General features: G+C 71.7%; 17 protein-coding genes. 7 read left to right on the forward strand and 10 right to left on the reverse strand.

Features of this window, described 5'->3' with window-relative positions; genetic code table 11:
• Positions 1-28: 28 nt before the first annotated feature.
• Positions 29-268 carry a tautomerase family protein gene (locus ACTWLT_RS03465; protein ID WP_445317099.1) on the reverse strand — a complete coding sequence of 80 codons (240 nt, stop codon included), beginning with the start codon at positions 266-268 and terminating at the stop codon, positions 29-31.
• Between the two features lie 30 nt (positions 269-298).
• Entirely contained in the window at positions 299-1015 is a 717-nt protein-coding gene (locus ACTWLT_RS03470; protein ID WP_252419488.1) for an SDR family NAD(P)-dependent oxidoreductase, read from the reverse strand.
• Between the two features lie 116 nt (positions 1016-1131).
• On the opposite strand from ACTWLT_RS03470, the gene ACTWLT_RS03475 reads away from it, so the two are divergent.
• A complete protein-coding gene (locus ACTWLT_RS03475; RefSeq protein ID WP_445317100.1) occupies positions 1132-1752 on the forward strand; it encodes a TetR family transcriptional regulator C-terminal domain-containing protein in 621 nt (206 codons plus the stop codon).
• Positions 1753-1759: 7 nt separating this feature from the next.
• Here the strand turns inward: ACTWLT_RS03475 and ACTWLT_RS03480 are convergent, their stop codons facing one another.
• Together ACTWLT_RS03480 and ACTWLT_RS03485 are read right to left on the reverse strand one after the other, a co-directional pair.
• Positions 1760-2662 carry a LysR family transcriptional regulator gene (locus tag ACTWLT_RS03480; RefSeq protein ID WP_445317101.1) on the reverse strand — a complete coding sequence of 301 codons (903 nt, stop codon included), beginning with the start codon at positions 2660-2662 and terminating at the stop codon, positions 1760-1762.
• 92 nt (positions 2663-2754) lie between these two features.
• Entirely contained in the window at positions 2755-3153 is a 399-nt protein-coding gene (locus ACTWLT_RS03485) for a hypothetical protein (protein WP_445317102.1), read from the reverse strand.
• A 327-nt stretch (positions 3154-3480) separates the two neighbouring features.
• Between ACTWLT_RS03485 and ACTWLT_RS03490 the strand changes: the two genes are divergently transcribed.
• Positions 3481-4740 carry a family 16 glycosylhydrolase gene (locus ACTWLT_RS03490; protein ID WP_252419484.1) on the forward strand — a complete coding sequence of 420 codons (1260 nt, stop codon included), beginning with the start codon at positions 3481-3483 and terminating at the stop codon, positions 4738-4740.
• A 100-nt stretch (positions 4741-4840) separates the two neighbouring features.
• Here the strand turns inward: ACTWLT_RS03490 and ACTWLT_RS03495 are convergent, their stop codons facing one another.
• A complete protein-coding gene (locus ACTWLT_RS03495) occupies positions 4841-6139 on the reverse strand; it encodes a DUF1479 domain-containing protein (protein ID WP_445317103.1) in 1299 nt (432 codons plus the stop codon).
• Between the two features lie 91 nt (positions 6140-6230).
• On the opposite strand from ACTWLT_RS03495, the gene ACTWLT_RS03500 reads away from it, so the two are divergent.
• Both ACTWLT_RS03500 and ACTWLT_RS03505 read left to right on the forward strand, forming a co-directional pair.
• A complete protein-coding gene (locus ACTWLT_RS03500) occupies positions 6231-7418 on the forward strand; it encodes an ROK family transcriptional regulator (RefSeq protein WP_445317104.1) in 1188 nt (395 codons plus the stop codon).
• 51 nt (positions 7419-7469) lie between these two features.
• Positions 7470-8492: a DUF4331 family protein gene (locus tag ACTWLT_RS03505; RefSeq protein WP_445317105.1), complete on the forward strand. Its 1023-nt coding sequence runs from the start codon at positions 7470-7472 to the stop codon at positions 8490-8492.
• A gap of 79 nt (positions 8493-8571) precedes the next feature.
• Here the strand turns inward: ACTWLT_RS03505 and ACTWLT_RS03510 are convergent, their stop codons facing one another.
• On the reverse strand, positions 8572-8802 hold the full coding sequence (locus ACTWLT_RS03510) for a DUF2188 domain-containing protein (RefSeq protein ID WP_252419480.1): 231 nt from the start codon (positions 8800-8802) through the stop codon (positions 8572-8574).
• A 111-nt stretch (positions 8803-8913) separates the two neighbouring features.
• Positions 8914-9570, reverse strand: a complete 657-nt coding sequence (locus ACTWLT_RS03515) for a M23 family metallopeptidase (protein WP_445317391.1) — start codon at positions 9568-9570, stop codon at positions 8914-8916.
• 120 nt (positions 9571-9690) lie between these two features.
• Here ACTWLT_RS03515 and ACTWLT_RS03520 point away from each other — a divergent pair, with 120 nt between their 5' ends.
• Genes ACTWLT_RS03520 through ACTWLT_RS03530 form a run of 3 tightly spaced genes read left to right on the forward strand, consistent with a single transcriptional unit; the run spans position 9691 to position 13431 of the window.
• A complete protein-coding gene (locus tag ACTWLT_RS03520; protein ID WP_445317106.1) occupies positions 9691-12096 on the forward strand; it encodes a PEP/pyruvate-binding domain-containing protein in 2406 nt (801 codons plus the stop codon).
• 43 nt (positions 12097-12139) lie between these two features.
• Complete coding sequence (locus ACTWLT_RS03525) at positions 12140-12805, forward strand: PH domain-containing protein (protein ID WP_445317107.1); 666 nt, start codon at positions 12140-12142, stop codon at positions 12803-12805.
• A gap of 53 nt (positions 12806-12858) precedes the next feature.
• Entirely contained in the window at positions 12859-13431 is a 573-nt protein-coding gene (locus tag ACTWLT_RS03530; protein ID WP_445317108.1) for a TetR/AcrR family transcriptional regulator, read from the forward strand.
• A 14-nt stretch (positions 13432-13445) separates the two neighbouring features.
• Here the strand turns inward: ACTWLT_RS03530 and ACTWLT_RS03535 are convergent, their stop codons facing one another.
• Genes ACTWLT_RS03535 through ACTWLT_RS03545 form a run of 3 tightly spaced genes read right to left on the reverse strand, consistent with a single transcriptional unit; the run spans position 13446 to position 16933 of the window.
• Positions 13446-14834, reverse strand: a complete 1389-nt coding sequence (locus ACTWLT_RS03535) for an N-acetylmuramoyl-L-alanine amidase (protein ID WP_445317109.1) — start codon at positions 14832-14834, stop codon at positions 13446-13448.
• A gap of 37 nt (positions 14835-14871) precedes the next feature.
• On the reverse strand, positions 14872-16038 hold the full coding sequence (locus tag ACTWLT_RS03540) for a peptidoglycan DD-metalloendopeptidase family protein (RefSeq protein ID WP_445317110.1): 1167 nt from the start codon (positions 16036-16038) through the stop codon (positions 14872-14874).
• Positions 16039-16066: 28 nt separating this feature from the next.
• On the reverse strand, positions 16067-16933 hold the full coding sequence (locus ACTWLT_RS03545; protein WP_445317111.1) for a MauE/DoxX family redox-associated membrane protein: 867 nt from the start codon (positions 16931-16933) through the stop codon (positions 16067-16069).
• Positions 16934-16959 lie beyond the last annotated feature (26 nt).

The raw sequence follows: 16959 nt of genomic DNA on the forward strand, positions 1-16959 counted from the left end.
ACGCCACCCGGCCCGGTTGCTCGCCCGCCTACGCGGATCCGGCGTCGCGCTGCTGCTGCCGGAACTGCTCGACCGGCAGGCCGCCGTGACCCCAGTTCTCGGTCTCGACCTCGTCGATCACCACGAACGTGGACGTCAAGGGCTTGTTGAGAACGTCGCGCAGCAGTTCGCTCACGCCCTTGATGAGTGCGGCCTTCTCCTCGGCGGTCGCCGCGGACGCGCCGGGCGTGCTGCCCTCGCGGGTGATCTGGATGGTGACGATCGGCATGATCTGCTCCTCTTCCGGGGTTGCGTGGGTTCAGTGACCGGCGTTCTGGCCGCCATCGACGTGCAGGATCTCGCCGGTGACGAAGGGTGCGGACTCGAGGTAGACGACAGCGTCGACGACGTCGCTGGTCTCGCCCATACGGCCCACCGGGTGCAGGCCCGCGAGCGCCTGGTGCGTCTCGACGGGGTGCATCGGGGTCTTGATGATGCCGGGTGCGACGGCGTTGACCCGGACTCCCCGACCCGCGTACTCGATGGCCAGTGACTTGGTGGCGGAGCTGAGGCCACCCTTGGTCAACGAGGCGAGCGCCGACGGGACGTTCGAGTTGGGCTGGTCGACGAAGCTGGTCGTGATGGTGACGATGTGCCCGGCGCCGGTGGCCAGCAGGTGCGGCAGGACGCGCCGGGTGAGGTGGAAGAACCCGGCGAGGTTGATCCCGGTGACCAACTGGTAGTCCTCGTCGGTGTAGTCGGTGAAGGGCTTGGCGACGAAGATCCCGGCGTTGTTCACCAGGGTGTCGATCCGCCCGAAACGGTCCAGGGCGGCACGGACCACCCGCTCGGCGGTGTCGGCCTCGGAGATGTCGCCGCGAACGGTGACGATCTCCGGGTCGTCGGCCACGCCGATCGAGCGCGAAGTCGCCACGACGCCGTATCCGAGCTTGCGGTAGGCGGTGACGAGGTCGGCGCCGATGCCCTGGGACGCACCGGTGATCACGACGACCTTCTGTCCCTGACTGGTGCTCATGGAAACACTTCCTGACTGGCCGGAGCCGTGGGATCGGGCCTGGTCGGCCCGGTCGGAGTGACCACTAGACGACTGGTCTACTAAAAGCTAGCCGACCGGTCGTGTATCGTCAAAGCATGGGACGGACCAGTGACGCGCGGAACAAGATCCTCGACGCGGCCGCCACGCTGATCGAACAGCGTGGCTACTCGGCGCTGGGCGTGGCCGAGATCTGCGCGGCGGCGGGCGTGCCGAAGGGCAGCTTCTACTACTTCTTCGAGTCGAAGCAGGCGCTCGCCCGCACCGTCATCGAGGAGCACTGGGCCACCCAGCGCCGCCAGTGGGAGCAGCTGCTCGGCAGCGGGCACGACCCGCTGCGGCGGCTACGGGACCTGTTCGAGGCCACCGAGGAGATCCAGCGCGCCGGCCAGCTGAAGGCCGGGGTGGTCGCCGGCTGCCTGTTCGGCAACCTCGCCCTCGAACTCAGCAATCAGGCCGAGGAGATCCGCCAAAGGCTTCAGGAGATCTTCGAGGAGCAGATGGACCTCATCGAGCGGGTGGTCGTCGAGGCGAAGGAGGCCGGCCTGGCTGGCCCGTCGGTCGACACCCGCGAGGCCGCCCGGTCCATCGTCGCCCAGATCGAGGGACGGGTCCTGCTCGCGAAGCTGCTCAACGATCCGGCCCAGTTGGAGATGCTGTGGCGCAACTGCCTCGACCTTCTCCAGGTGCCGGCACAGGCGCGGGCCGCCACCGACTGAGTGCGCGTCAGCCGGTGGTGGTGAGGTCGACCGTGGCGGCCAACTCGGTCACGACCGCCAGCACGCGGTGCAGGGCGACCGAGCGGTTGTCGGGCCGCCAGAGCATCACGGTGGTGGTGAACTCGCCAGCCAACGGCACGAACACCACACCCGTGCGGCGCAGGTTGTGCGCGGACCGGCCGAGTCGGGTGATCCCGACGCCTGCGGCGACGAGACCCAGCAGACCCTGGACGCTGGCGTCCCGGGCGACGATGTCGGGAGTGAACCCGGCGGCCCGGAAGTCCTCGTCGAACGTGCGGTGCCAGGGCTCCCAGGAACTGCGCGGCGTCATCACCCAGCGTTCGTCGGCCAACTCGGGCAGCGTCAGCTCGGTCCGGTCGGCGAGCGGGTGACCCTCGGGCAGAACGGCGCACACCTGTTCGGTGACGAGGGTCCTGGCGGCCAGGCCGGGCACCTGCGGCGGGCGGGTGAACGCGAGGTCGTACCGGCCGCTGGACAGGCCGTCGACCAGTGGCCCGATGGTGGTCTCCTCGGTGGTCAGTTCCAGGCCGGGCAGGCGGTCCCGTACCGCCCGGACCACCGGCGGCAGCAGATGGTTGGCGGTGGTGGCCAGGAACGCCACGCGGAGTTGGCCTGTCTCGCCGCGCACGGCCCGCCGCACCACGGCGACGGCCTCGTCGGCGCGGTCCAGCACCGCGCGCGCCTCCGGCAGAAACAGCGTTCCGGTACCGGTCAGCCTGGTGCCCCGGCTGCCCCGGTCGAACAACTTCCCGCCGAGGATCCGCTCCAGGGCGTTGATCTGCTGGGAGAGTGACTGCTGCGTGATCATCAGCCGGCTGGCGGCCCGGGTGAAGCTCGACTCCTCGGCAACGGCAACGAAGTACCTGAGCTGTCGAAGTTCGGGGGTCACAGCCTGAGGCTACCGCCGTCGCAGGTGGCCGGTGCCGGTCACGGCCGACGGCGTCGTTGCTGGTCGCCGGCCTGACCTGACACGTCGATCCGTCAGTGAACCTGGGCCGCCGGTGCGGGGTGGCGCTTCATCTCCTCCATGAACGGGAACCGGGTGGTGAGCTCGGCGAGCGTCAGCCCGGCCCGCCAGGCCGCGGCCAGCTGGGCCACCTGGACGAGATCCATGGCGTCACCCCGGGCCTGGACCTCGCCGGACACCCGGAGGTCCACCATGAAGTATCGGGCCTGGGAGCCCAGGCCGACGCAGACCACACCCTGGTCGGAGTGCAGCTCGGCGCAGGTGAACCGGCTACGCCCCTGCTCCGGAGCGCTCACCCGGCCCAGATCCAGCTCGTGGCGGGCGGCGATCTCGATGAGCGCGGGGGCCAGACCACCCCGCTCGACCAGGTCCGGGTAGAGGCGCACACCCAGCGCCGTCGACACGTCGCTCATGACTGACTCCCACTTCCTCGTGACAGAGACCAGCAGCGCGCAGGTTACGGGGATGTTTCCGGCGAGCCTCGTCATCCTGTCCCCCGTGGACGCCCCACGGCAATAGGAAGGGTCGATTCGACCGCTATCGGGGTAGCCCGTGTGCGCGGTCGGGAGCGGGATGGAGCCGCCCCGGCTACGGGCGAGAACCGGACGGTGACCCCCTGTCCCCGCGCTGGCAACACTCTTGACAGAATGCCGTTCATATCGACATTCTTCGTTTTAGAGAGCGCTCTCCGGCACTCTCCGGGCTCAAGCCTCCGCCACCCCCTCGCTGAGGAGCCTCCCGTGTTCACAGCCCGTCCCGCCCCACGCCTCCGGCCGTTCGTCCTCGCGGCGGTCGCCCTCATCGCCACCTCCGTGGCGCTCGTCCTCCCGTCCCAGAACGACCGGGCCGAGGCCGCCATCGGCCCGATCAGCTGGCAGGACGAGTTCAACGCCTCGGCCGGCACGCCCGTCGACCAGAACAAATGGCGGTTCGACATCGGCGGCGGCGGCTGGGGCAACAACGAACGGCAGTACTACACCAACAGCACCAGCAACGCCGTCCACGATGGTCAGGGCAACCTGGTCATCACCGCCCGCCGGGAGAACCCCGCCAACTACCAGTGCCACTACGGGCGCTGCGAGTACACGTCGGCGCGGTTGCTGACCGCGGCCACCTTCACCCAGACGTACGGCCGCTTCGAGGCCCGCATCAAGATCCCGCGCGGCCAGGGCATCTGGCCGGCGTTCTGGATGCTCGGCACCGGTGGCGGGTGGCCCGACGCCGGCGAGATCGACATCATGGAGAACATCGGCCGGGAACCCAACACCGTCTACGGCACCGTGCACGGGCCCGGCTACTCCGGCGGCGGCGGCATCACCGGCAGCCGCACCCTCGGCGGGCCGCTCGCCGACGGCTTCCACACCTACCGGGTGGACTGGGAGCCGAACGTGATCACCTGGTACCTGGACGGCGTGCAGTACCACCGGGTCGACCCCGCCCGGCTCGGCGGCAACCGATGGGTGTTCGACCACCCGTTCTTCATGATCCTTAACGTGGCGGTCGGCGGCAACTGGCCCGGCTACCCGGACGCCTCCACCCAGTTCCCGCAGCAGATGCTCGTCGACTACGTCCGGGTGTCCAGTTACACCTCCGGCGGTGGCGGCGACCCGGCTCCCGGCACCAGCCGGATCAGGGGCGCGCAGAGCGGACGTTGCATCGACATCCCCGGCGCCAACCCGGTCGAGGGCGCCAAGCTGCAGATCTGGGACTGCAACACCACCGCGGCCCAGTCCTGGACGTTCGCCTCCGACGGGACCGTCCGGGCGATGGGCAAGTGCATGGACCCGGCCTGGGCCGGCACCGCCAACGGCACCGAGGTCAACCTGGTCTCCTGCAACGGCAATCCCGCCCAGCGCTTCACCCTCAACGGCGCTGGCGACCTGGTCAACCTGAGCGCCAACAAGTGCGTGGACGTCCGGGACGCCAACCCCAACAACGGCGGCAAGCTGCACCTGTGGGACTGCATAGGTGCCGCCAACCAGAAGTGGTCCCGCGTCTGACACCTCCCGACCAGCGGCGAGTGGGCTGTCCGGCGACATGTCCGGGCGGCCCACCGCCGTACGCGGGACCGCCACCGCCGGACGGCCTGCGAGCCGGTGATCAGTCGAGGCCCAGGCCGCGCCGCCCGATGGGGTTGAGGTCGTCGGGCTGGAAACGGTCGGGCCAGTTGCGCTCGTAGTGCTCCGCCGGGAAGTCCGTCGGGCTGGCCCCGGTGCGGAACGCCTCGCGGACGGAGGCCGCGTACCGCTCGTTGCGCGGGCACCACGGGGCAGCGGGGATGTACATGACGTTGCCCCAGCCCCGCTGGTCCCGAACCGGCGCGACGCTGTGGATCATGTCGCAGTGCCACCAGACCGAGTCGCCCGCCCGGACGTCCGGGATGCCGGCGAGTGCCCGCATGAGCAGCGGGTGCCAGGTCTCGCTGGCGGGGAAGACCTGGTTGACCGTGACGCCGCACATGTCGTCGGCGGGCACGTCGGCGAGCAGTGGCCGCAGCATCAGGTAGGCCATCGCCTCGGGGATCGGGACCGTGTGCAGCACCCCCTGGTCGTGGTCCATGTCGGAGAGAGCCGTCCAGCCCTGGAAGGTGCGGAAGGCCGAGCACATGGTGGTGCCGGGGTACTGCGGTCCGGCGGTGCGGTGGGCGGCGTCCCAGGGGTCGTACTGCTCGACGGTGCCGTCGAAGAGGTGGCGAAAAGCCTTCTGGTACGCCTCGGTCATCCACAGGTCGAGGGTGCCGGGGTCGAGGTGGGTGCCCAGGCCGTTGGAGTCCGCGCCCGGCGGCCGGCGGCGGATCCGGTCCGGGTAGAGCGAGTCGCGATCCGGGTCGAACCACCGTACGCCCTCGGACTCGTGCTTCCACTGACTGTTGAGGAATGCCTGCACCCGGGCCATCCGGTGGCTCTGGCGGGCCTGCATCTGCGCGGGTGACCAGTAGATCGGGTAGATCTCGGGCGTGGAACCGACGCTGCCGAAGAAGTCGTCGGCGGGGCCACTGTAGGCCTCGGTGAACCCGTTGCCGTCCACGTAGTCGACGATGTCGCGGTCCCAGTCGAGGGCCTGCTGACGGTCGAAGTGGCCGCGGACGACGAGGCACCCCCGCTCGCGGAGCTTCGCCATCGCCCCCGCCGGCACGGCGCCGGCCTCGATGTCGGCGTACTCGATGACCGGCCAGACCGTCTCGCCGCGGTCCTTGGCAGCCACGATCTCGTCGACCTTGGCCCGCACCCGCCGTTCGACGACCGCGAACACCTCCTCGACCGTACGGCCGGAGGCCTCGATCCGGCCCCGCAGCGCGGCCTTGATCTCGCGGATGGCGGCGGGGAGGTCGTCCGGGGTCGACTCCCAGTGCGGCAGGGGCGGGAGCGGGGCGACGGCCAGGGCTGGCTGGGCGTTCATGGCGCGACCTCCTTCTAGTTAGGGCTCCTTCTTGGAAAGACTGTAGGAGGCGGGAACCCTTCTAGGCAAGACTCCTGCCTAGAATCGGGGGGTGACCACCGTCAAGCCCTCGCTGGAGTTGCTCCGCTCGCTGACCGACGAGCACGTGCTGCGGGAGCTGATGCGCGCGCGGCGGCTGACCCGCGCCGACCTGGCGGCCCGCAGCGGCCTCTCCAAGCCCACCGTGGGCGAGAGCGTGCGCCGGCTGACCGAGGCCGGCCTGCTCGTGGACACCGGGGAACGGACGCCCGGCGGGCGCGGCCGGGGCCGCGTCGGCTCGTACTACGCCCTCGCCGACACCGTCGGCACCGCCCTGGCCATCAGCATCGCGCCGGACGGGGTGGTGGTCGAGCGGGTCGACGCCCACGGCGACATCCTCGGGCGGACCCGGCACGACATCAGCCGGCCAGCGCGGGCCGAGCAGGTGGCGGCCGCCCTGCGCCGCGCCGTCGACCGGGCCCGCGAGAGCGACGGGAAGAGCATCCGGCTGGCGGTCATCAGCGCCGCCGACCCGGTGGAACGCGCCAGCGGACGACTGGTCCGACTGCCCGACGCGCCGTTCCTGCTCGGCGAACTCGACCCGGTCGGTGTGCTGACGCCCCAGGTCGCCGGCCCGGTCATCGTCGACAACGACGTCAACTGGGCGGCGCAGGCCGAACGCGACACCGACCCGGCGGGCCTGCACGACTTCGCCTACGTGTTCCTCGGCGAGGGACTGGGATGCGCGATCGTCAGCGACGGCGAGGTACGCCGCGGTCACTCCGGGGTCGCCGGGGAGATCGCGCACCTGGTGACCATCGGCCCCGACGGCCAGGCCATCCGGTTCATCGACGTGTTCGCCGACCTCGACCTGCGACGCGCCGGCACGACGGCCATCGACGTCGACCGCGTCGACCGGCTCCCCGCGACCAGCCGCCAGGCGCTGGGGCGGGCCGTCAGCGGGGTGCTGGCCGCCGTCGTCGCGCTCGCCGATCCGCGCCTGATCCTCGTCGGCGGCCCCTGGGGCAGCAGGCCGGCGATCCTGGACGCCATCGCCACCGAGTTCACGCGGATGCCCCGCCATGTCGAGGTACGCCCGGCGCGGCTGACGGAGGAGCCGTCGCTGACCGGCGCCCGCGCCGAGGCCCTCGACCGTCTCCGCTCGGCCATCATCGCCCTCCCCTCACGAACGGCATCCTCGGCGGACCTCCGGCCCTCCAACGAGCACGACCACGGATTCGGCCGGCGACAGGAGAACTGACCGCTATGTTCGGGTTAGCCCAATAAGTCCGGAAGTACCGGGAGTGAATCCATGTCGCACCACCTCGACACCCCCCTCGCCGCCCAGAGCGGCCAGCTCTACATCGACGACCTGTACGTCTTCAACGGCGACCGCGCCACAGTGTTCGTCATGGACGTCAACAGCTCGGTGACGAAGGCCGACATCAAGCGAGGCTTCCACGCCGAGGCGCGCTACGAGATCAAGATTCACTTCAACGACGCCGACACCGAGGGGTTGACCTACCGGTTCGCCTTCGGTGAGCTGGACGGCGACGGCAGGCAGGCGCTGCAGTTGTACGAGCTGACCGGCGCCGACGCCCGCGACGACGCCGCGATGGGCACTCCGATCGTGCAGGGCCGCAGCGGCGAGGTGTCCAGTGGCGGCAACGCACGGGTCTGGGCCGGGCGGATCACCGACCCGTTCTACGTCGACCTCGACGAGCTCGCCACCATCAACGGCGCGGTCAAGGACGGCGCGAAGCTGGACCGCTCGGCGTGGCGGGCCGACAACGCCAAGAACAGCTTCGCCGGCACCACCGTCGAGTCCATCGTGCTCGAGGTGTCCCACGACGAGCCGATGCTGCGCGACGGCACCCAGATCGGCGTCTGGTGCCGCACCATGCTGGCCACCGACGCGGGCGGGTGGCGCCAGATCAACCGGGCCGGCCACCCCATGATGTGGCCGATCTTCTGGCCCACCGACACCGACTTCTCCAACCCGGCCAACACCCGGCACCCCTGCGACGATCTTCCGGAGGACGGCGAGGAGATAGCGTCCGCCGTCGCGGGGGTCGTCGCGGCGAACGGCACCGCCCCGGACCCGCAGGCGTACGGCTGGAGCGTGGCACGGCAGCTCTATCCGGACGTGCTGTCGTACCAGGTGGGCACGGCGGCCAACTACGGCTTCGCCGTCCGCAACGGACGCACCATGGCCGACAACGCGCCCGAGGTGATGTTCTCCCTGGTGCTCAACACCGGCATGACCTCCGGCCTCACCCCGGACGTGACCAAGGGCGCGCGCGCCGACACGTTCCCGTACGTGGTGCCGGCCTGATCGGGCCGCCGTTCGTGCCCGAAACGGGCTGACCTCTCCGGAGTCGCCGGAGAGGTCAGCCCGCAGGTGGGCGAGAAGCTCAGCCCTCGATGTCTCGTGGATCGCGGCTGCGCGGGTAGGTGTTCTTCTCCCCGATCGTGCCGTCCTGCTTCTTGATCACGTGCTCGACGCCACGGTCGGCCGCCATCTCGCGACCACGGGCCTGCGCCTCGGCCTTGACCTCATGGGTACTGCTGGCTCGCTCGTTGCCCTCCGGGCGGTTCTTCCACTGCCCGTCCTCGTGGTACGTGTCGACGTCACCCTTGGTCATGACCGGTTCCTCCCTGCGTCTGAGTCTGTCCACCAGAACCAGTGCCCGGAGCCGCGCCGGGCAAAACGTGCCGCCGAGGTCCACAGGAGAGCGTGAGGCGGTGGCTGGCGGTCAGCCGGGGACGCAGTTGTTGCTCTTGCGCTTGATGATCTGTTCGCGTTCGTCGGTGGTGATGCCCGACGGCTCCCCGTCGAAGTGGGTCTCGACCTTGTCCCAGCCACGGCGCTGCTCGTAGTGCAGGTGCGGGGCGCCGGAGTTGCCGGTGCTGCCGAGCCGCCCGATCTGGTCGCCCTGGGCGACCCGCTGACCGACCCGAACCAGCGGCGGTTCGAGCAGGTGCAGGTACTGCGTCTCCCACTTGCCGCCGTGGTCGATCTTCACCCAGTAACCGCCGCCGCGACCACGCGGGCCCTCCGGGTTCTCCGGGTTACGCCCGCCCACCGACCCGTTGACGCCCGCCACGGTGACGGTGCCGGCGTAGGACGCGAGGACGGGCCGTCCCCACGCCTCACCCTCGGTCGGGAACAGGTCGACGTCGTAGTCGTCGTGGCCGGGGTAGGTGCTGAGCTGCCACGTCTCCCCGCAGGCGACCGGAAGCTGGAAGAGCGGTCGCGGGCCGGGCGGGCGCAGCATCGGCACGACGACCACGGCGACGGCGATGAGGGCCACGACCGCGACGAGCGCGAGGAGGACGCGGACGGTGCGACTGCGGGCGCGACGGTGGGTGCGGACTCTGGTGGGGTGGCCGGTCGTCACCGCCACGAGCATGGCAGACGTCGGCAACGCCCCCGCTCCGGGTCGCCCCCGCGACGGTGACATTGCAGTCGTATCGCCAAACGGGTACCGTGGGATGCAATGCAGGTGCATTGCATAGAGACGAGGCCCCACATGCACGTGATCGCGTTGTCCGAGGCCACCGCCGACATGGTCGACCTGGTCGGCGGCAAGGCGGCCGGGCTGGGCGAGTTGATCCGGCGAGGCGAGCGGGTCCCAGAGGGATTCTGCGTCACCGCCGAGGCTCACCGGCTCGGCGTCATCCCGCAGGCGGAGATCGTCGCCGCGTACGAACGGCTCGGTGCCGGCCCGGTGGCCGTACGCTCCAGCGCCACGGCGGAGGACCTGCCGGATGCGAGCTTCGCCGGGCAGCAGGACACCGTCCTGAACGTCACGGGCACCACCGAGCTGCTCGCCGCGATCGGGAAGTGCTGGGACTCGCTGCACAGCGCTCGCGCGACCGCCTACCGCGACGCCCGCGAGATCGACCACTCGACGGTGCGGATGGCCGTCGTCGTCCAACGCATGGTCACCCCCGCCGTGGCCGGGGTGCTGTTCACTGCCAACCCGCTGACCGGCCGACGCGACGAGATGGCCGTCGACGCCGCGCCGGGCCTCGGCACGGCCGTGGTGGACGGGGCGGCAACCGTGGACCACTACGTCCTCGACGGCGTCGCGCGGGACGCCGAAGGTTGCCTGACGCCCGCGCACCTCGCGGAGCTGCGGGCCACCGGTGAGTGGGTGCAGGGACACTTCGGCTCCCCGCAGGACGTGGAGTGGGCGATCGACGGTGACGGGGTGCTGTGGCTGTTGCAGTCCCGGCCGATCACGAGCCTGTTCCCCCTTCCGCCGGAGACCGGGAAGCCCCTCCCCCGGGTCTACCTGGAGTTCGGCCACGTTCAGGGCATGCTGCAACCGGTCACCCCCATGGGCATGTCGACCCTGCGGTCGCAGATCTCGGCGATGCTCGCCTCCCTCGGCGTCCGGGTCGAGATCATCGACATCGGCGGTCGCCTCTACGGCGACCTGACCGACCTGGCTCGGAGCAGGTCGTCCCGCAAGCGGCTGGTCAAGCTCCTGGCCGTCGACTTCGGCCCGCGGGCGCAGGCGGTGATGCAGCACGTCCTGGCGGATCCGCGGTTCGCCGTGACCACGGTCAGCGCCGAGCGCGGCGCGGCGCAGGGGGCGGCGTCCCTGCGGACCGCCGGCCGCGCGGTGGTGGGGATCCTGCGCGCGCTGGCCCGTCCCGACGCGGCGCGGATCCGCATGTTCCAGGCCGTCGAGCAGATGAGAGTACGGTCGGCGGCCCCCGCCGACCTGCGCACCGCCGCCGACCGCCTGCGCTTCCTGGAGGCGCGGGACGCCGACGACGACAGCGCCGACGCGATCATGTGGCCGATCGTCACGGGCATGCTCGCCGCCGCGTTGCCAGCCTCGTTGCTCAAGGGCGTCGCGACCCCGGATGAGATCCACACCGTGCTGGGCGGGATGCCGCACAACGTCACCATCGAGATGGATCTGGCGCTCTGGCGGCTCGCCCAGAACGCGGGCGACCATCGTCAACTCCTGCTCGACACCGCGCCGGACGAACTGGCCGCGCGATACCTGCGCGGGACGCTGCCCGACGTCGGGATGGCCGGTTTCCTGGACGCCTACGGTCACCGCGGCGTCGCCGAGGTCGACCTCGGGGTGCCGCGCTGGGCGGAGGACCCGACGCCGGTCTTCGCGGCGCTCGCCAACTACCTGCGGGTCACCGACCCGCGGCAGGGCCCGGACCAGCGCTTCCAGCGGGCCGCCGCGACGGCCGAGGCCGCGCTCGACGAGCTGGTCAGGCGGGCGCGCCGCCGGCGGCCGGTACGGGGCACGATGGCCGGGTTCCTGCTGCGCCGGGCCCGGTCGTTGGCCGGCCTGCGCGAGGCCGGCAAGTTCGCCGGGCTGTACCCGCTGCGGGAGACCCGCCGGCAACTGCTGCTCATCGGCGCCGACCTGCACGCGGCCGGGCTGCTGGAACAGCCCGACGACATCATGTTCCTGACCCTCGACGAGGCACACGCCTCGGTGCACGACAGCGTCGACCACCGGGCCACGATCGCCTCCCGCAGGGCGGTGCACCGGAGGGAGTTGCGCCGCAGGACGGTGCCCGTGGCGCTGCTATCCGACGGCACCGACGTCGAGGCCGCACTGCCCGTGGCGCCCGCCGTCGATGGCACCCTCACCGGCGTGGGCGCGTCGGCGGGCCGGGTGACCGGCCCCGCCCGGGTCGTCCACGACCCGGCCACCGCACACGTCGAGCCGGGCGAGGTCCTGGTCGCCGCGACCACCGACCCCGGCTGGACCCCGTTGTTCCTCACCGCCGGGGCACTGGTCACCGAGACCGGCGCGATCATGGCGCACGGCCCGACGGTGGCCCGGGAGTACGGCATCCCGGCCGTCATCTGCGTGCCCGACGCCACCCGCACGATCTCGACCGGTCAGCTCGTCACCGTGGACGGCGCCGCCGGAACCGTCACCGTCCACTGACCGCCCGACCACCGACCGCCCGACCACTACCGCGAGGACGACCATGACCGACGTGAAGGCCCCGACCGGGGTGAAGGTGGGCCCGCTGCTGCGCCGGGTGGCCGAGATGGAGGCCGCGATGTGGCGCAGCCTGTACGTCTGGGCGCGGCGCAGGCCACTGCCCCTGGCGCCGGGCGACGAACCGTTCGGCTACCTGGGCGTGGTCAAGCCGATCCTCGGCATCTTCATCGGCCTGTCGGTCGTGGAGATTCCGATCTTCGACCTGATCGTCACCCATGTGGTGCCGTGGGGCCCGGCCCGCTGGATCGTGCTCGCCCTCGGCGTCTGGGGTCTGCTCTGGATGGCCGGCCTCTACGCGAGCATGCAGATCCACCCGCACCTTGTCGGTGACCGGGGCCTGCGGGTCCGGGTGAGTTCGGGCATCGACATCTGGATTCCGTGGACGGACATCGAGGCCCTCCGCAAGCGTTACCGCTCGCTGCCGTCCAGTAAGACGGTGCAGGTCGAGCAGGAGGGCGAGCGCCGGGTGCTGCACCTCTCGGTCGGCAGCCAGACGAGCATCGACGTCCTGCTGCGCCGGCCGACGACCTTCGACCTGCCGAAGGGCCGGTCCGAGCCGATGGACGAGCTGCGGCTGTACGCGGACGACCCCGACGGTCTCCTGCGCAGCGCGCGGGGCACCCCCGCGCCCGGAACCGTCAGCCGGTAACCGCCGCCCGTCGGCGGACTGTCCGGGCCACCCACTGTGAAACGATCGAGGTCATGCCCAAGAAGGTCGATCACCAGGAGCGGCGCACCCTCATCGCGGACGCGTTGATGCGGGTCGCCGCGGACCAGGGCCTGGAGGCTGTCAGTCTCCGTCACGTGGCTGCCGAGGCCGGCGTGTCCGCCGGGATGGTCCAGCACTACTTCCGCACCAAGGACGAGATGATGGCGTTCGCGTTGGCGGTGGTCCGCGAGCGCGGTCAGATCCGGGTCACCGAGGCGATGGCGCGGCTGGGCGCGGACCCCTCCCCCCGGCTGCTGCTGCGCACGATGATCGCCGCGCTGTTGCCGCTGGACGAGGGGACCCGCGACGAGGGGCGGGTGGCGCTGGCCTATTTCGCCTACACCGCGGTGCGGCCGGCGGCCGCGTCCAGCCTGCGCGCGGACACCATGCAGCTGGCCGAATTCATCGCCAGCGCCCTGCCCACCCGACACGCCGACGCCGCCTCGGCCGCGGCCGGCCTGCTGGCGCTCATGGAAGGGCTCGGCATCTACCTGCTGGGCGGGCAGTACACCGCCGAGCAGGCCTTGGCGGCGCTGGATGCCCACCTCGACCTGCTCTTCGGTTGACGGCCGCCGCGCCGTCAGCAGCGGGGCACGTTCGGGATGTACCCGTCGTAGCCGGTCAGGACGAAGGCGTCGGAGACGTAGCGGTTGGTGCCGATCCGGTTCCAGATGCTCGTCGTGCCGTACGGGCCGGTGACCGTGCTCCCGACCGCCTGGCAGTAGACGGAGACCGTGGCGCCGTCGGCGACCGAGCCGACGATCGGGTAGCTGGCGCCCGGCCCGGACCGCACGTTGAGGTTGGCCGACTCGGTGTTGACGGTGCCGGAGCCGATGCCGGTCACTCCGTTCACCAGTTGCAGGTAGTAGGTCCAGTTCCAGTTCGGGCCCGGGTCGGTGTGGGTGGCGCCGGGCACCTCGACGTGCCCGATGATGTGCGCCCGGTCCCTCGGGATGCCGTACCTGGTGGTGAGGCTGCGGGTGAGCGCCGCGGAGGCACGGTACATCGCGTCGGTGAACCAGGCGGGGTTGTCGACGTACCCCTCGTGCTCGATGCCGATCGACCGGGTGTTGTAGGTCCAGTTGCCGGCGTGGTGGGCGATGTCCTTCTCCCGCACCGACTGGGTGACGGCCCCGTCGGAGGACCGGAAGGTGTAGTGCGCGCTGACCTTTGCCGCCGGGTTCTGGAACCAGCTGATGGAGCCGGCGTACGAACCCTGGGTCATGTGGATGACGACGCGGTTGACGGGGTGGCTGCCCGGCCGGCTGGCCACCGTGTAGTTGCTGGTGCTGGCCGGCGCCCAGGCGGCCGGCCCGTAGTCGGTGCTGAGAGTGCCGATCCCGCCGAGCACGGCGGCCCGCTCCAGGCCGCCGCGCCGGGGCGCGACCGGTCGGGCGGCCACCGCCTCGCCGCGCGCCGAGGTGAACCCGGTGCGCAGCAGGTCGTAGACGGTGTCCGCGTAGAGTCGCGCCACCGACGGGTCGGTGGCACCGCCGTACCGGGCGACCGGTGCGTACCAGCCGTTCACGTCGTCACGGGCCGCGGCGGTGAGGCCGGTCTGGTCGGCGTACGAGCGCAGCACGGCGGCCGCCCCGAGGATGTTCGCGGCAGGCTCGGCCCGCAGCACGGTCGGGGTCAGCCGGGTGAGGCCGGCCGCCTCCTCGAGGGTGTGCACCTGCGTGTTGCTCGCCAGGTGCATGATCCCGTACCCGCCGGCCGCGCTGGGCGTACCGGCCTCCGGGTCCAGGCGCGACTCGGCGTACCCGAGTGCCATCAGCAGGTCGCGGGGGACGTCGTACCGTGTGGCGGCGGTGTCGAACGCGGCGGCCAGCGGGCCGGACGACGCCGGCGTACCGGTCGGGGCGGCGGCCGCCGGCGACGCCGTGGCGACGGGACCGGCGAGGGCTGTGGTCAGGGTGAGCAGTCCGCCGAGCAGGAGCCGACCCGGGCGGGAGGTTCGTACGGTCATTGCCACTCCTTGCGATGGATGGGGTCGGGTCGGCGCGTCAGCACCAGCCGTTGATCGGACCGTTCACACCCGTCCACAGGTAGGCGTCGGACACCCAACTGCCGTCGCTCAGCCGGTCCCAGAGCGCGGTGGTGCCGTAGCGGCCGGTGTGTGCGGTGCCGTTGGCGGAACAGGAGACGGAGACGGTGGCGCCGTCGCCCAGGGAGCCGAGCGATCCGTAGCCGGTCCCGGGACCGGCGCGGCGGGTCAGTGCCCCACCGCCGTTCGCGTCGACCACCGCCTGGGTGAAGCCGAGCGCGCCGTAGTTGTACAGACCCGCCCCCGCACCGGCCCAGGCCGACCCGTGCCGAGCCCCGCCCTGGTACGCGGCGGCGCCGTTGGCCAGCACCCACTTGCCGATGTCGTGCCCGGCGATCGGCACGTACGCGCTGTTCTGCCGCAGCCCGAAGTGGACGTGCCGACCGTAGGCGGCGCCGCCGCAGGTGACGTCCGTGCCGGTGTTGCCCAGGGCGGCACCCTGACCGACGCTGGCGCCGTTGACGGAGATGCTGTTCCACAGGTGGTAGTAGTCGGTCGAGTAGCCCCGGTCGTGGATGACGCGGATCCAACCCTGGCACATCGTGTACGCCGCGCCGGCCCGTGCCGCGCGGACCACCTGGTCGCCGCCGGCCAGGTCGATCGAGCTGTACGGCGACTCGCTCCCGCCCCACCCGTGCGGGCCGCTGGTGAGCGTCCACGTCTGGCCCACCGCGAACGGCAGGGCCATCCCGGTCCGGTAGTCCCCGCCCGCGTACATCGGGGTCGGGGCGGTGGTGAGCACGCTCCTCTCCCGTCCCGCCACCAGGGGTGACTCGGCGGCCAGGTCCGCGAAGGCGGCCTCGCCGTCGAAGGCGACCCGCCACCCGGCCCGGTCGGCACGGGCGATGAAGATCGACCCGGTGGGGTGGGCGTCCTCCTGCCGGGGTGCGAGGGCGACGGCGGTGCCGAACGCCCATCGGCCGTCGGTGCGGCTGACCGTGACCCGGGTGTCCCGTTCCGCGAGGGCGGTGGGCGCATCGGCCGAGCCGAGCAGTTTGGCGGTCACCGCGTCGGTGAGCGTGGGAGCGTCGGCCGCCGCGGCGGCGCTGGGCGCCACCCCGATCAGGCTCGTGACCGTCAGCAGGGCGGCGGCTGCGCCGCCGGTCCATCGTCGAGCGTGCCTCATCGTGGTCCTCGCCTTCCTGGTGTGGGTTTCAGACCGGGGCAATGGAGAGCCGGGGACCGCTGGCGGGCCGGGTGCCGGTGAGGTTGAGCAGGGTGTGCCCGGTCGCGTCGTCGACCACGGCGACCCGCACCCGGTCGGGCTCACGGTCGGCCAGCGGCACGGCGAACACCGCCGTCACCAGCCGGCCCTGGTAGCGCGCGGCGTGCCCGACGAAGCGCCAGTCGCCCTCGTCCCAGTGCTCCCGAACGTCCGAGCGGAGCAGCGGCGCCACCCTCCGGTAGGCGTCGCTGAGCTGAAGTTGCTGCACGGTGGCGAGCAGCGGTACGCCGGAGCCGCCACGCAGCGGATGCGTCAGCCGGGCCCGCAGGCGGCGCAGCGGCAGCAGCCAGACCTGGTCCAGTTCCGGGGAGAGCGCCACCACCGCGGCCAACTCGACGACCAGTACGGCGCCGCCGGCCACCGGGTGCCCGGCCACCGCGGTCGGCCAACCGCCGGTGGCCAGCAGGGCCAGCCCGCCCGCCACCGCGAGCAACCCGGCCCGGGCCAGGCTGCGGCCGGAGACCGGCGTCGCCCGGGCGCTCAGGCAGCCGCAGGAGGAGGTTGGTGCGGCGCGGCGGGCGTACGCGAGGTAGCCGAGGAAGGCCACGGCCAGCCCCGTCGCGGCCAGCGCCTCCGCGCGCAGCACGGGTGGCAGCAGGAGCAGCGCGCCGAGGGTCAGCTCGACGCCGCCCAGCAGCCGGTACGCGGGCAGCGCCCGGTGCTGCCCGAGCAGCCGGACGAGTGCGGACCGGTTGGCGGCCGCTGCGGCGTGCGGGCTGGCCAGCTTGACGCGGGCGGACCAGATCAGCACCACGCCCACGACCAGCGGCTGGACAGCCGCGATCACGTCGATCATCGTTTCTCCCCTCGGGTGTGCCGGCG

This window comes from Micromonospora yongxingensis, assembly GCF_052601155.1.

Bases quoted from the DNA above. Each gene is read 5' to 3' on its own strand.
- ACTWLT_RS03520 (WP_445317106.1), top strand. From the start codon at position 9,691: ATGCACGTGATCGCGTTGTCCGAGGCCACCGCCGACATGGTCGACCTG.
- ACTWLT_RS03485 (WP_445317102.1), bottom strand. From the start codon at position 3,153: ATGAGCGACGTGTCGACGGCGCTGGGTGTGCGCCTCTACCCGGACCTG.
- ACTWLT_RS03525 (WP_445317107.1), top strand. From the start codon at position 12,140: ATGACCGACGTGAAGGCCCCGACCGGGGTGAAGGTGGGCCCGCTGCTG.
- ACTWLT_RS03545 (WP_445317111.1), bottom strand. From the start codon at position 16,933: ATGATCGACGTGATCGCGGCTGTCCAGCCGCTGGTCGTGGGCGTGGTG.
- ACTWLT_RS03530 (WP_445317108.1), top strand. From the start codon at position 12,859: ATGCCCAAGAAGGTCGATCACCAGGAGCGGCGCACCCTCATCGCGGAC.
- ACTWLT_RS03505 (WP_445317105.1), top strand. From the start codon at position 7,470: ATGTCGCACCACCTCGACACCCCCCTCGCCGCCCAGAGCGGCCAGCTC.
- ACTWLT_RS03470 (WP_252419488.1), bottom strand. From the start codon at position 1,015: ATGAGCACCAGTCAGGGACAGAAGGTCGTCGTGATCACCGGTGCGTCC.
- ACTWLT_RS03540 (WP_445317110.1), bottom strand. From the start codon at position 16,038: ATGAGGCACGCTCGACGATGGACCGGCGGCGCAGCCGCCGCCCTGCTG.
- ACTWLT_RS03465 (WP_445317099.1), bottom strand. From the start codon at position 268: ATGCCGATCGTCACCATCCAGATCACCCGCGAGGGCAGCACGCCCGGC.
- ACTWLT_RS03515 (WP_445317391.1), bottom strand. From the start codon at position 9,570: ATGCTCGTGGCGGTGACGACCGGCCACCCCACCAGAGTCCGCACCCAC.
- ACTWLT_RS03475 (WP_445317100.1), top strand. From the start codon at position 1,132: ATGGGACGGACCAGTGACGCGCGGAACAAGATCCTCGACGCGGCCGCC.
- ACTWLT_RS03535 (WP_445317109.1), bottom strand. From the start codon at position 14,834: ATGACCGTACGAACCTCCCGCCCGGGTCGGCTCCTGCTCGGCGGACTG.
- ACTWLT_RS03495 (WP_445317103.1), bottom strand. From the start codon at position 6,139: ATGAACGCCCAGCCAGCCCTGGCCGTCGCCCCGCTCCCGCCCCTGCCG.
- ACTWLT_RS03510 (WP_252419480.1), bottom strand. From the start codon at position 8,802: ATGACCAAGGGTGACGTCGACACGTACCACGAGGACGGGCAGTGGAAG.